Raw genomic sequence first — 13,118 nt, forward strand, 5'->3', positions numbered from 1 at the left:
ATATTTTCCGCCAAGATGCGGTCTTCCACGAGACGGACCACACGGTCCTTGGCATCCTGGTCAAATTTTCTTGGCATATTCCAGATTTTCCCATCTACTCAAACGGAACAAAACCTGGGACACTTCACCCACCCGTGCCGGATCGGTGTCGACGGTGGTGGTGACGGCTGCTAGTTGGTTGCCGGTGTGGGTGAACACGTCACGGTGGGTAACTTCTCCGGTGGTGGTGTTGATCGTGTCTTTGGCTACACGTCGGCCAAGCCCGTCGTAGGTGTAGCGGTAGCCCACAGTCGGTTCATCGGAGGAGGTAAAGCCGATGGGTTGTTCACCGGTGGCGTAGTAGAAGTGATGGACTAATGGTTTCTTGCCCAGGCGTTTGGTCACGGTCCGGGTGATACGCCCTGCATCATCGTAGGTGTAGGTAGTCCGGCCGACCTTGACCGGCAGGGTGTTGTGGTAGTCGATTGCCCCGCCGGTGGCTTGACAGTGCTTGTGGCTTTTAGGTGATGTTTAGCTTCTGCCATCCGTGTGTTGAATGGGTACCGGTGGTTATCCAAGTGGTGAGTTCGTGGATGACGGTGCTTGTTTCGGGAGTCGTGTGCCAGTAATGGTGCTGGGCATCGCCAAGGCGGATCTCAACCCGGTAGGTGCGGTCGGCGGGGCTGTAGTAGCACTGCATGTAATGCTGGTGTTTGGTGGCGTTGGTGATGATCAGGAAGTCCCGCGGATCGTTTCCTAAGTTCAGTTCAGCCATTGTGCAAGCGTTGGTGGTAATTAATTCAATCCAGGACGATAGACCTCGCAGACTTGCCCACGGGGCGCTGTATTCCGATGTTTCTGTCGAGAAGTTGGTATTTTCGTCACCAAAGTTCCAAACAAATTCTGAGAATTCAAGGACCGTAAGAGTAGGGTATCGAGACAGCAACGGGCTGATAAACTGAAGTATCTGGGGGATATGCTCGTCGTAGTCACTAATGCCTATACAGTTATCCCCAACCAGTTCTACGGGAAGGTCGTGCGGAGCCAATATCTTCGTGAGGTGCTGCTGGAGCTGAAGCGTTTGTGGCGAGGCATGTACTTCTTGCTGGCTGGCAAAGCTCACGTAGTCGTATACCTCGTGTGGGGCGACTGGTGCGGGTGGAAGGTTGATGATAATTCGTTCAGCGCTCATTGTTGGCAGTCTTCCATTCGCTGCGCGACCTTTGTCCAAAAATCTGGAACCGTGACTCCTACTCTTACGGCTATCGTCTGTAGGTTTGATGCGTTGTCAAAACTGGCCTTGAGCACTGTGAAAAACTCGTCGAAATCAGTACGTCTTTTCTCAAGGTCTTTGAGCTCCGGGGTACCAATTAAAGTTCGAACTTCATGGTCAGTATTTCCAAGGTAACTGTTGAAAAAGATCGAGTAGAAGTTTTCGTGTGTACCGTGGTAATCAATTTGAAGGTTTAACTGATCTTTTTCTACCAGTTGTCTGATTCCTATTCCCGCTCCGCAGAGTAGCTGTGTCCGTTCTCTAGTAATCCAATCTTGGTGGCCATAGAAAACTTTGATTTCGTAGCTCGGGCGCTCGGGATCTTTTTCGAATTTAATTAAGAAAGCTAATTCACCGGTTTCGTATGTCCAAAGCATTTTTCGTCCAATGCGGGAGAAGTGGGAATTAGCGGCTTCGGTTAGTGCTTTTTTGAAGTCTTTGAAGTCCATTTTTAGGGAGTATACCAATCGGCGGTGGCTATTACATCTGGCACAGTGCTGCGGCCAAGCTAGGCGCCGCTTTGCTGGCTAAAAGACTCGGCGTATTCCCTGTATTTGGCAAGTGGCTGCCGCTCGACAGGTACGTAGTCGCCCCAGTAGAGGATGTTGGGGAACATGCCGCCGGTGCCGACTTGGGCGGTAACACGGCCGTGGTCATCGTAGCGGTAGTGATACGCAGCACCATTCCAGCCGGCTGGCTGGCTTCTAGTGTGTCAGGACACAAGCTTCTGTGTTAGTCGTCGAAGTCTGTTCCTGCCGCTTTAGCTTGGTTGAGTGCTTGTTGCAGGTCGTTGGTGTTGTTGAACAGGTCTGTGAGTTGGGTGTGGAGTGGCTCCAGGGTTTCGGTGGTGCCGATGAGGCTGAACATGCCTGCTTCGCTGTCGAACTCAATGCCGTCGGTGGGTACGTTTGCTTGTCGGAGTAGGTACGTGGTGAGGTTGTCGAGGAAGTAGCCGTTGGGTGTGTGTCCTGCTTGTTCGATGACGCTGATTGCTTCTTCTGGCAGGGTGTCCATGGCGGCGAACAGGGTGGTCAGACTGTCGATTTCTGCGAGGTGGAAGAGTGGTTGGTCTTCTTGTTGTGTGTTGGTTGGCATTGTGTCGTGTTCCTGGCTTTCTGTGAGGTCGGGGTGTGCGGGGCGTGGGGTATCTATTAGTCCGTAGTAGGCAAGGGCGTCTTCAAGGGCGTATTCGATCTCGCGATAGCCGCCTAGGACAGTGGTCATAAAGTAGGTGCCTTCTGGGGCCTCGTCCGTGGTGCCGCCTTGTGGCGGATTTGTGTCGTGGATGGTGTAGTTGATGATCCGTCTTTCCTTCGGTACCCACTCATTTTCTTTTGTCGTAGGGACGAATGCTTGCTCCTCTGGTGACCAGAAATCAGCGAGTGTGTAGTGGAAGTAGTTGTCAAAAGGGATGGTCTTAGGATGGCTTTTCGCTGGGATTCTTTGAAAAGGTCCGCCTTTTCTGAAGTCACTCTTGGCGATCTGAATTGGTGGAATAAGTAGTTCGTTCTTTTCGACGAGCGGAAACCATGATGTATCGGATGGGTCGCTGATGAGCGCGCGATAAGGGTGAATCATTGCAGCCGCGCCGAAGAATGCTTCGGTGGAGGTGACACCAACAGGGATGTAACCGAGAGTGGTTTTCATCAGGTAGAGCTGTCCAGCTTTAGGGTGGCTGCCTTTAGGGCTGTCTAAAGAGAATTTTAGCATCTAGGTTTCCTCATCGAATCTCTGGTGCATTGATGTTTGTCCAGTTACGTCCGAAAGATGTGGCTCTTTCATAGAACTCGTGTCTAGGGCTCATTTAATTAATCTTGTTTTCAAGATTACCTACATTGGTCGTAGCACCGGTTGGCCTTCGCATTCCATATCGTTCAATTGGATGTTGCTCGTCTCTCCTTGCCCCGTAGTATTCCGAGTGGTTTTCTCTCGTCGACCGTAATGTCTCAGTAGGCCTTATGGTCGGCGGAGCTTTGTACAGAGGCCGAGTATGAAACCTGGCTTTGTGGTTCTTGGGTGCACTAGTGGCATCCCTTGGGCCTGTGGGCTCATTCGCCGTTTACGCTGCCGGTAGTGGGGTTGGTTTGGAATTAAATCTTAGACGCCGAGTCGCGGCTGGTCAGGCCTCACGTGGGGCTGTGGTTTTGGCGGCGTGTGGTGGTTTTTCTAGTGTTCTTCGAGAGCTGCTTCCGCGGCAAGGGCTTCTTCTCTGACCCATTTGACTCGGTCAGGTTTGCCCATGAATGTCATTGCATAGACAGATTCTGGGTGGTTGGCAAAGCGTGAGGTTTTCAGCCATTGGAATTCTGGGGCCATGCGGAAGGCCTTGGTTTTGATCGCGCCACAGAGGAACAAAGTTTGCCCTTCCATCAGTGCTTTGCCTTCGAGGCGTAAGTATCGGTTGAATTGCTCAAAGTTCGTGGGGGCTACGACGTCCATCATGTGGCTTTGATCTTGGGCGATCATTTCTAGTGCTGTCGGGTCGGTCGTGTTCTGGTACTGCTCTAGTTCGTCGACAATAGGGGTTACATCGAGATCTTTTGCACCTAAGGTGACAGCGATTGCGAAATATTTTCTTGTAGCTGGGTCGGAAAAAGTATCTGCGGCATACGGCCTAAGAAGCTCGATAGCCTTCTTGCGTTGAGCCAAGGTCGAGTTCTTTTTGATCGTAAGATTCCAGTGGTAGTCAATGCCTGAAAAGTCTGGTATCGCTTGGCGGATAATGTTGCTGGCTTTTTCATTTACGCCTGGAACTTTTTCGTAGGGGTTAACAATAGTCATGGGGATCCTTTCTGGAGTGTTGGTATTGGTGCATCCTATGTCTTAGCGCATATCGTCTTTGGTTTGTGAGTCCATGGCGGCTCCGTCCCATGAGTGGTCTCCTGCGGAAATATTTTTCATGAATTTCGACTCGACAATGTCTTTGTTGTTCAACGTGATATCGGGCATGCGATACTCTTCCGTTTCAGTTGTTGACGTGGAGGTCGCGACGTTTGAATGGGGCAATTGGTGGACCGAGACATGGTTTCACCAAAGTCTGGGTTACTGCACGTCAACTGAGGTTTAGTCAGGGCTTTGGGAAAACCCGACTTACGAATGAATGGAAGTTGATGCGGATGCCTAGGATCACGACCTGGAGCATCTCAATACCTCTAGGGGGCGTGGTTCAGTCTATGCTTGCGGGAACTCCAACTTGTGCCATCCTTCAGTTGAATGTGACTCGCTGGATATCCACGTGATGAATCTCTGGACTACAGCTTGTTGAGCCGTTTCTTCGCGCCAATAGTGATGCTCTTCATCACCTAGCCGCATTTCTACCCGGTAGCTTCTATTGACAGGATCGAAAACAGTTTGAATAAAGGTTTCTGTACGGTCTTCCTTCTTGACCACCAAGAAATCCTGATTTTGAATCTTACTTGGCTGACCTGGAGCAACTGTTGTGCGCTGTGTAATTTTATAAACCCATTGTGGGATCCCGGAAATGCTTACACAGGGGCATTCGAAGACAAAACCGTAATGGGATACTTTGGTTATAAAATCTATAGATTCATCCCCGAAAAGCCAAACGAGACGCGAATTTTCTAAGACCATAAGTGCAGAGGTTTCTAACGCTAATCGCGTTATGTGGTGAAGGATCCATGGCACTTCAGGTTCGCTGGCAGGAATGACTAAGCAATTGTCGCCAATTGGTTCTGAAGTAGGCAATGAAGCCTTGTTCAATTGATCATTAATAGCGTTTTGGAGCTGAAGCAGTTCAACCGAGCTATTTTGAATGGGTTTCTCGCTAGCGTTGAGGACGGTGCGAAGAACTTCTCCACCTCTAACAAAACTATTCGAGATATGAAGTAAGATATTCTCGTTTGACATTAGCAAGGCTCGCAATCAGGGAAATTGGTAACTCGTTGCTTCATACGGTCCCAAAATTCGCTGTTGAGGTTCCCGTCGAATTCGTTCTCAATGTCGTCAAGTGTATGAAGCGGTTGGAGTCGTTGACGAAGCACTTCAAAAAACTGAGTCCAGTCCTTTTTGCGAAGTTCTAGATTCATCATGTCGGGAAACTTTTCGCGTCTGTTCCGTGTGATGATATCGGAGTTGAGAAGACTGTCGAATAGAGCTCCGTGAAAGTTTTCCTCTATGCCTGGATATGTCACGGACAGGTTGAGATCACTCTTGCGAGTGAGTGCTCGGTATGAAGCTTGTGCGCCGCAAGAGATAGCTTCGTAATTACCATCTTGAATCCAGTCTCTATGCCCATAGAACAGTTGAATGTCAAAGTACTTCATCGCTTTAGGTTGGATTAGCTTAAGCAAGAAGATAACTTCGTCCGGTTGATAAACCCACATCATTTTTTTGCCGACGCGATGCCACGAGACAGCTGATTCCACAATTCCTGAACGAAAGTCCGAAAATGTGTATAGCTCCATATGTCCTCCTGATTCTACGAACTTCTGTTTTTATTCTCCGAGCTTAAATATAAAGTTCCCGTTTTCAACCGTATAGAAGTCAGCGTAGCTTGAAACTGTTGGGGCTGGCTGACCAGTAGCTTCGGAGACTCTTGCGTTGTTCTGGTTAGCAATAGTCTCGTATTTCTGTAGCTGTGCTGCACCAGCGCGGCGTCCTGTTGGAGTGTCAGGCTTCAGTTCACGGACTTCAGTAACGAAATTATCTTCATTTATCCTGTAGGCGTCTGGACGTTGGTTGCTATTCGGCAATGACCTATTGGTTTCGTAACCTAGAGCACTCATGGTTTCAGAATATTCAGCGTGCGCAGACATACCATCTCTGGTCAGCGAAGACTGGCCCATGAACTCACCATTTACCCTGTGACCATCATAAATGGGATGCGGGGCGCTAGGGTGCATACCGCGGGTGGCTTTGTGAGCCATGAGCCCGAGCACATCGACCCAGTGTGCTGCGTGGTCGACATACCCTTGTGCTGAGGCGAGTCGTGGGGCGAGTCCGAGTGGGGCTTGGGCGTTGTAGGCACCCAGGGTGGGACTGTAGTAGCGGAAGCGGTTGTACGCCCACCCGGATTCCGCATCCTCGTACTGACCGGCAAACAACAACGGGCTGGTGCACCGACCAGACCAGGTGCGTGTGCCGTACAGGGTTTGCATGGCCCGGCCTTCTACGGCTCCGGTAGTGGTGTTAATCAGTTCCTGTGGTGCATCTGCCAGGTGACACACCCGGGCATACCAATAATAAGATTTAGGGCAAAGCCTGGGAACATGCCTCAGGCCATTTCAGTCAATTGCCCGTTTTGGCTTCTTGCCTCAGCAACTTTCAGATTTTGATTTATGAGGTGATGTCACGACGCTGAGAACACTTGTCCTGTTGGCCATATCCCATAAAGCTTAGGATTCGCTGCGATTAGGCCACCACAATTGGCCATTCCCCAAGTGCAGTGCACCAAACTCTTCATACGGTTGAAGCTGATACTCCCGGGGCTCAATCAACATGTCATAAATGGACACTTGCTGGGCAAATAGCCCACAGGGAACCTCTTGAGTAGCAATACACAGCTGTTCGGGAAAACCATAAACGATTCCCTCCTTACTTGTGACGGTGTAGTCCCAGCCGTGATCAGTACGGAAGTATTCGAGGTTGGCAGATCCACCTGGTGTCTCTATTGTTGTGTTGCCATTCGCTGACGATTGATCTGCTATTAGAGAACTTGCAATCGAATAAATCTCACTGCTGATTTGTTGTTCGACGAAAGACCCTGACAGCTTCTCTGCCTTCAGCGAACCGACACAGAGCTCTCTCCACATGACGATGAGCAGAGTTCCAGGGTGAGCTCTTTGGTCTAGGCAATAGGGAACAAAGAAGGTGCTGACCAGCTGCTCCAGAGCATCCGAAACATATGTGGCAGATTCAAGCTTTCCAACGTCTTGGCGTAGCCACCCCAACAGGGAATCATCATTGTAGTTAGCTGCAAACCTTGGAACGACAAGCAGCTGCTCAATTGCAGAGTTCAGGCACTCTGCAAGACTGGAAGTGAGAATTTCAAACGTTTTCACTAGTTCTCCTCCTCGCCCCAGAAGCACATGTCAGTAACAAAGGGCATATCAATTGGAGTGAGTCTTGGAATCTTCCACCACGATAATCCGGATTCAGTTTCATTCCTACTGGCTTTGCCTTTCGCTAAGGCGCCTACGAAGGGAAAGTATTGTCGAGAATGGAGTAAACGACCTGTGGATGAACCGTGAGGTGTGTAGTTGCCTGTAGCTGCACATCCAATTGCGAACCAATGTTCGGGAGTTAGCAGGTAGTAATAGGTCTGTCCTTGGTTTGTGAGGATAAGGCCTATGGCGGGGCTTTCTCCGAATCGGAAGACTTGTCCCTCCGGATATTGCCGTGAAAGTTGCTCGGTCTGCTTCAACAGATCGTCAGGAGCTATCGGGGCTAGTCCCTGGATTCCTTTACCCGTGCAAACCCCAAGATAGTCGCCAGCTAGGTTTGTTTCTGGGAAGGTTTTGAGTTCGGCGCCTGCGTCCTTTAGAGATTGACATGCTGTTCCTATGAACTCCTGGATGATTTTTTTGTCGATGGCGGGGAAGTCATGCGAATGAAGTATGTGAAGGGCGGCCGAGTAGCGAAAAATGGTATCGATTGGTGAAATATCAAGGTGGTTGATCAGGCCGGTTTGGATAGGCTCTGCTAGGGAAGGAACTAGTTCATGAAGAGCGGTAGTTGGGTCGGCATATTGGTGAGCTTGCAGTTCGAATACCCAGTTCGGTAGAGCATTTTCAAATGGGTTTGAAAAGCTCTGAGTGTTATTTTCACTGTCGATCAGGTCTGTCAATACCCATTGGATTGGTCGTACGGGTAGGAGTTCAGATCCGGATGAATTCAACTTATCTCATTCCATTTCTAATAATGTTTAGTCCATCTTGCGTGAATCGGACTGGGTATGCAGTGTCCAGTTGGGGACTTACGGTCATGAATCCATTTCTGGAAAGGACTTGCTCACAACCTGGGATGGATCCGCCCCGAACGAAAGTGTCGCTGTCTCGCAATCCGATATCTGTAGGCGAAAGGCTTGAAGGAATGTCTGTAGATGCGCCATGAGCAAAGTACCTATTTCCATTAGTGTCTACTAGCATGGCAGAGTTTTGCCCGCGAGCTGCCGTAGAGTGCACAGTTCGAAGGGCTTCTTGATCCCTTGCAATATTTTCTAGAGCTTTTCCGCTTTCGCAGCATGACCTCCGCCATGCAACCCGAGCACATCGACCCAGTGTGCTGCGTGGTCGACATACCCCTGGGCCGAGGCCAGGCGTGGGGCGAGCCCGAGTGGGTCTTGTGCGTTGTAGGCCCCCAGGGTGGGGTTGTAGTAGCGGAAGCGGTTGTACGCCCAGCCTGATTCCGCATCCTCGTACTGACCTGCAAACAACAACGGGCTGCTGCACCGACCTGACCACGTACGTGTGCCATACAAGGTTTGGGTGGTGTGTCCCTCTATGACATCGGTGGTGGTGTTGATCAGTTCTTGTTGTGCCCCTGCTAAGTCTGCGACTAGGGCGTAGAACGTGGCATCAATATGGTCTTGGGGCCACTCGGTGGCTGGGATTGCTAGCGCTACTGTGGCACCACTAGTGGAGTCGGTGGTACCACTGGTGTCTCTGGTAGTGCTGCTTAGTTGGATTTATCCGTGTGTCTGGCCAGTGGCAGGGTCAGTGGTCCACACGTAGCCTTCACCCACACGTGCCGGATCGGTGGTGTCGATGGTGGTGGTGACGGCTGCTAGTTGGTTACCGGTGTGGGTGAACACGTCGCGGTGAGTGACGTGCCCGGTGGTGGTGTTGATGGTGTCTTTGGCTACGCGTCGGCCGAGTCCGTCGTAGGTATCGGAAGGGAAGAAGATCCGATCGCTGACTCTGCTAGAAACTCACTAGACTTAAGTCTTTGATGCTGGGCTAAATGTTAAGTGTAGACTAAGCGGCACTAACTCGCCCTCACTATTTCTCGAAAAACCTTTCGGAGCGCTTAACATAATTTCTGTAAAGCCAGACCATGGCAAGGAGTAAAGAGTTCCGACAAATCCCTCTGAACCTGCAATCTGGCTTTCAACGACATCTGATATTTCTATTTGCCCATTAAAAGTATCAATGACATGTTTAGAGAAAGTGTTTTGCTCTTCGATTGGGGTATCGGTAAAACAAACAGTTGCTGAAAACGTCTCGCCTATCTCTAGATCGGGAAGCGCTACTGCAAATGCCCCCTTGGCTTTACCGACCGGCGGATTATCAGACCAATGAAGTTCGGTTTCAGCAGATTCGTCGCCAAACACTTCAAAAATATAGTTTGTTGGCTCGATTTTAATGAGAAACGATTCCAATCGTATAATCCTAATCAATTAATAAAACTACTAAAGTAGTCACTATCGCCAATTTTGTCAGATCGGTAGCAACCGGACAATGAGCCTCCTTGACTTCTCTGCGCAGTACGTGACACTCCATCAACGGTTGGTCCTGCACCTCCCTGTCTACTTGATGCGTATGGAAATTCATCGGGGCCTCCCTTAGTGTAATCCCATCCTCTGGTTGCTTCGGTTCTATTTTGGCGGATGATTGATTGTCGGTCGTTCTTTGAAGTAGGGTCGGTTGGCCTTGTTGAATTGCCTTTTCTAGGGTCTGTGCAACCTCTGGTTGAGATGTGCGACTGACTTCGTAAGCTGGTATCTCGAATTGGTCATTTGGAAGTAGTGGCTCTTCTGTGTCAGGTGTCGGGCGTCCATGTCGCGAATGTCCCCAGCCAGCAAGCCCGAGCACATCTACCCAGTGTGCTGCGTGGTCGACATATACACACTCGGGGCCACCTCATTGAAGGGGGCTTGCTTTCAGAGTTTTTTGAGGTGACTACGGTAATGCCCGAGTGACGTGGTTGTCCTCGGGCATTGATTCAGGAGATTGTTGTGGCTGGCAGTTGGCTATTGGGTGAGTGTGCTGCCGTCGGGGAAGTGGATGGTGGTGGTGCCGCTGATGTCAATGAAGGCGAGGTTGTTGGCTTTGGCGAGTTCGAGGCAACGTTGTGCTGCGTCTTCGGCGACGGCGTAGGCGAAGGCGATGTAGAGGAAATCGTCGCCGATGGTGTAGTCGGCGGCTGTGTCATCATCGATCTCGTCTTCATCGTCTTCATCGTCTTCATCGTCGAGGTCGTCGGCGGCGTTGAGGTCAGGGAAGTGTTCAGTGATGGCGTTGTAAAACGCCGCAATAGCGTCGGTGGAGCCATCGGTAGTGGAATAATCTCGATCGTCGTTCCATTCCGTGGTCTCTTCGTACCAGGTCATGAAGGCAGCATGGGTAGAGGTGGGTACGGTGGTCGGTTCGATGATCATGATGTCGAAGCTCATGGGGTGTCCTTCGTTGATGTCGTTTGGGGTTAGCTGTGTTTGGCGATGTATTCGTCAACACCTTGACGAAGATGTTCGAGTTCTTCCACATCGCTCCATTTACCGGGTTGTGGCGGACGCCTCCTTAGATTGAATTGTTCTGGTGTCAGGCTGTGGGCGATGTCACGGGCGGTGTCGAAGTCGCCGACGTGAAGGGCCGCGTAGACATGTGAAAATCCTGTGCCTGACCAGGTGAATGGGCTGCGTCTGTCGTCGAGGAGTGGGCGGTAGTCCTCGACGTTGATCATTGCTTCGAGGTGGGGGACGTCGGTGAAGATTTTGTCGGCGAGCTGTTGCCACTTCGGGCCGAAGGTATCAGTTTCGACTTCTTGGCTGCTGTAGGCCCATTCGATGATGGCTTTTCGTTGAGTCATTACTTTTGCCCGTGTTTCGACGGTTCCGCTGCCTCGGACGGAGCTGTTTTTCAGTAAAGAATGGTCGAGTTGGGCAAGGGGCTTAGCACTCGCGCCGTAGGCGAAGCCGACATCGTCAATGCCTGCAATCGAACGGTCAATTCCGCCATAGATGTAGAAGACGAGTCCTTTTGATAGTTCTTTGAACCAGCATGCCTCCTGGGTGTACTTGCGTTTGTATCCGAGCTCTGCAAACTGGTCATCGAGAAAGGTCAATTTTTTTGCCATTGGTGTTCTCCGTTTCTTCGTCCGAATACTAGTTCATCTTCATCAGCAGTGATGCGAAGTCTTCAAGACCACGGTCGGTGTCCAAGCGGAATACGTGATAATCGCCATCCATGAGATCACTATGATTGAGGTCAAGTTGCTCAGCTCGCTTCTTTGAACGGAGTTCCACACTGCCGCCGTTGTTTACAACGTTTTGGACAACGGCTGGTTCTTTGTTAGCTGTGCATTGCCGGTCTTGAACTCGATAAATTGCATCCGACCAGTGCTTGTGTCGCGCAAGACCATATCAACTCGACTGCGGACGGTCTTGCCGGCGGCGTCCGTGGTCCGCACTGTCACTTGGTTAGCGTACAAGGTGTTTTTGTTTTTCAACATGGCTTCTGCCATGCCTTCGCCGACCTTCTCGAACTTTCTTCCCTTCGATAGCGTTGATGATGCAGGATAACAATCCGAAGAAGTCTACCCAGTGTGCTGCGTGGTCGACATACCCTTGTGCCGAGGCCAATCTGGGGGCAAGGCCGAGTGGGTCTTGGGCGTTGTAGGCGCCAAGGGTGGGGTTGTAGTAGCGGAACCGGTTGTACGCCCACCCGGATTCAGCATCCTCGTACTGACCGGCAAACAACAGCGGGCTGGTGCACCGACCTGTCCAGGTGCGTGTGCCATAGAGGGTTTGGGTGTCCTGGCTTTCGACTGTGTCGGTGGCTTTTGGCTACGCGTCTGCCGAGTCTGTCGTAGGTGTAGCGGTAAAAGATACGCAGCACCATTCCAGCTGGCTGACTGGCTTCTAGTCAGTCAGGACAAAAGCTTCTGTGTTAGTCGTCGAAGTCTGTGCCTGCGGCTTTAGCTTGGTTGAGTGTTCGTTGTAGGCCGTTGGTGTTGTTGAACAGATCAGTGAGTTGGGTGTGGAGCGGTTGGAGGGTTTCGGTGGTGCCGATGAGGCTGAACATGCCTGCGTCACTGTCGAACTCGATGCTGTCGGTGGGTACGTTTGTTTGTCGGAGTAGGTACTTGGCGAGGTTGTCGAGGAAGTAGCCGTTCGGTGTGTGCCCTGCTTGTTCGATGACGCCAACTGCTTCCTTGGGCAGGGTATCCATGGCGGCAAACAGGGTAGTCATACTGTCGATTTCTGCGAGGTGGAAGAGTGGTTGGTCTTCCTGCTGTGTGTTGGTTGGCATTGTGTCGTGTTCCTGGTTGTCGGTGAAGTCGGGGTGTGCGGGGCGCGGGGTGTCGATTAGTCCGTAGTAGGCGAGTGCGTCTTCAAGGGCATATTCGATTTCGCGATAGCCGCCTACGACAACGGTCATAAAGTAAGTACCGTCTGGAGCCTCATCAACCCTCCCACCTTGCGTTGGGTTGGAATCGTGGATTATGTACTCAAGGATCCGTCTTTCCTTCGGCACCCACTCATTTTCTCTTGTTACGGGGACGAATGCTTGCTCCCCTGGTGACCAGAAAATAGCGTCTAAGTAATGAAAATATCTATCAAAAGGGACAGGATCAGGGTGAGTTTTTGCCGTAACTCTGTAGAACGGTCCACCCTTTCTAAAGTCGGGTTTAGGGATGCGGAGTGGGGGGATTAGTAGTTCGTTCTTTTCGACGAGCGGAAACCAGGTTGTGTCTGATGGATCGCTGATGAGCGCGCGATAGGGGTGGACCATTGCAGCCGCACCAAAGAATGCTTCGGTGGAGGTGACACCAGCAGGGATGTAACCGAGGGTGGTTTTCATCAGGTAGAGCTGCCCAGCTTTAGGACGGCTGCCTTTAGGACTGTCTAAAGAAAATTTTAGCATCTAGGTTTCCTCATCGAATTGAAGTTAAAACTGCTTTTTGGGTC

General features: G+C 50.9%; 19 protein-coding genes and 1 pseudogene. All 20 read right to left on the reverse strand.

What is annotated here, in order from left to right; translation table 11 throughout:
• Window positions 1-60 precede the first annotated feature (60 nt).
• Window positions 61-384 (reverse strand): hypothetical protein, encoded by a 324-nt coding sequence (locus AC05K6_RS08100; protein ID WP_476728318.1) that lies wholly within the window; start codon window positions 382-384, stop codon window positions 61-63.
• Window positions 385-499: 115 nt separating this feature from the next.
• On the reverse strand, window positions 500-1,171 hold the full coding sequence (locus tag AC05K6_RS08105) for a hypothetical protein (RefSeq protein WP_476728263.1): 672 nt from the start codon (window positions 1,169-1,171) through the stop codon (window positions 500-502).
• Window positions 1,168-1,701, reverse strand: coding sequence for a hypothetical protein (locus AC05K6_RS08110; protein WP_476728264.1), 534 nt, complete (start codon window positions 1,699-1,701; stop codon window positions 1,168-1,170). The genes AC05K6_RS08105 and AC05K6_RS08110 overlap by 4 nt, the downstream gene beginning before the upstream one ends.
• A gap of 283 nt (window positions 1,702-1,984) precedes the next feature.
• Window positions 1,985-2,962 (reverse strand): hypothetical protein, encoded by a 978-nt coding sequence (locus AC05K6_RS08115; RefSeq protein WP_476728265.1) that lies wholly within the window; start codon window positions 2,960-2,962, stop codon window positions 1,985-1,987.
• A 456-nt stretch (window positions 2,963-3,418) separates the two neighbouring features.
• The gene (locus AC05K6_RS08120) at window positions 3,419-4,033 is read right to left on the reverse strand and encodes a hypothetical protein (RefSeq protein WP_476728266.1); all 615 of its coding nucleotides are present in this window, start codon (window positions 4,031-4,033) and stop codon (window positions 3,419-3,421) included.
• A 390-nt stretch (window positions 4,034-4,423) separates the two neighbouring features.
• Window positions 4,424-5,119 carry a hypothetical protein gene (locus AC05K6_RS08125; protein WP_476728267.1) on the reverse strand — a complete coding sequence of 232 codons (696 nt, stop codon included), beginning with the start codon at window positions 5,117-5,119 and terminating at the stop codon, window positions 4,424-4,426.
• Window positions 5,119-5,676, reverse strand: coding sequence for a hypothetical protein (locus tag AC05K6_RS08130; protein WP_476728268.1), 558 nt, complete (start codon window positions 5,674-5,676; stop codon window positions 5,119-5,121). Before AC05K6_RS08130 ends, AC05K6_RS08125 begins: the two co-directional genes overlap by 1 nt.
• 30 nt (window positions 5,677-5,706) lie before the next feature.
• Window positions 5,707-6,369, reverse strand: a complete 663-nt coding sequence (locus AC05K6_RS08135) for an RHS repeat-associated core domain-containing protein (protein ID WP_476728269.1) — start codon at window positions 6,367-6,369, stop codon at window positions 5,707-5,709.
• A gap of 237 nt (window positions 6,370-6,606) precedes the next feature.
• Window positions 6,607-7,272, reverse strand: coding sequence for a hypothetical protein (locus AC05K6_RS08140; RefSeq protein ID WP_476728270.1), 666 nt, complete (start codon window positions 7,270-7,272; stop codon window positions 6,607-6,609).
• Window positions 7,272-8,057 carry a hypothetical protein gene (locus tag AC05K6_RS08145; protein ID WP_476728271.1) on the reverse strand — a complete coding sequence of 262 codons (786 nt, stop codon included), beginning with the start codon at window positions 8,055-8,057 and terminating at the stop codon, window positions 7,272-7,274. Before AC05K6_RS08145 ends, AC05K6_RS08140 begins: the two co-directional genes overlap by 1 nt.
• Before the next feature lie 372 nt (window positions 8,058-8,429).
• Window positions 8,430-8,690: an RHS repeat-associated core domain-containing protein gene (locus AC05K6_RS08150; protein ID WP_476728272.1), complete on the reverse strand. Its 261-nt coding sequence runs from the start codon at window positions 8,688-8,690 to the stop codon at window positions 8,430-8,432.
• 207 nt (window positions 8,691-8,897) lie between these two features.
• Window positions 8,898-9,023, reverse strand: a complete 126-nt coding sequence (locus AC05K6_RS08155) for a hypothetical protein (RefSeq protein ID WP_296213198.1) — start codon at window positions 9,021-9,023, stop codon at window positions 8,898-8,900.
• A 126-nt stretch (window positions 9,024-9,149) separates the two neighbouring features.
• Window positions 9,150-9,590 carry a hypothetical protein gene (locus tag AC05K6_RS08160; protein ID WP_476728273.1) on the reverse strand — a complete coding sequence of 147 codons (441 nt, stop codon included), beginning with the start codon at window positions 9,588-9,590 and terminating at the stop codon, window positions 9,150-9,152.
• 14 nt (window positions 9,591-9,604) lie between these two features.
• Window positions 9,605-9,940, reverse strand: a complete 336-nt coding sequence (locus AC05K6_RS08165; protein WP_476728316.1) for a NucA/NucB deoxyribonuclease domain-containing protein — start codon at window positions 9,938-9,940, stop codon at window positions 9,605-9,607.
• Between the two features lie 241 nt (window positions 9,941-10,181).
• Window positions 10,182-10,604 (reverse strand): hypothetical protein, encoded by a 423-nt coding sequence (locus AC05K6_RS08170; protein WP_476728274.1) that lies wholly within the window; start codon window positions 10,602-10,604, stop codon window positions 10,182-10,184.
• Between the two features lie 29 nt (window positions 10,605-10,633).
• Window positions 10,634-11,284, reverse strand: a complete 651-nt coding sequence (locus tag AC05K6_RS08175; RefSeq protein WP_476728275.1) for a hypothetical protein — start codon at window positions 11,282-11,284, stop codon at window positions 10,634-10,636.
• Window positions 11,285-11,312: 28 nt separating this feature from the next.
• Window positions 11,313-11,453 (reverse strand): hypothetical protein, encoded by a 141-nt coding sequence (locus AC05K6_RS08180; protein ID WP_476728276.1) that lies wholly within the window; start codon window positions 11,451-11,453, stop codon window positions 11,313-11,315.
• Window positions 11,454-11,467: 14 nt separating this feature from the next.
• Window positions 11,468-11,671: a hypothetical protein gene (locus AC05K6_RS08185; RefSeq protein WP_476728277.1), complete on the reverse strand. Its 204-nt coding sequence runs from the start codon at window positions 11,669-11,671 to the stop codon at window positions 11,468-11,470.
• Window positions 11,628-11,939: pseudogene (locus AC05K6_RS08190) on the reverse strand (RHS repeat-associated core domain-containing protein); the annotation flags it as partial. The pseudogene AC05K6_RS08190 and the gene AC05K6_RS08185, both read right to left, overlap by 44 nt.
• 157 nt (window positions 11,940-12,096) lie before the next feature.
• Window positions 12,097-13,074, reverse strand: coding sequence for a hypothetical protein (locus AC05K6_RS08195; RefSeq protein ID WP_476728278.1), 978 nt, complete (start codon window positions 13,072-13,074; stop codon window positions 12,097-12,099).
• Window positions 13,075-13,118 lie beyond the last annotated feature (44 nt).

The organism is Corynebacterium sp. TUM25020, assembly GCF_056388495.1.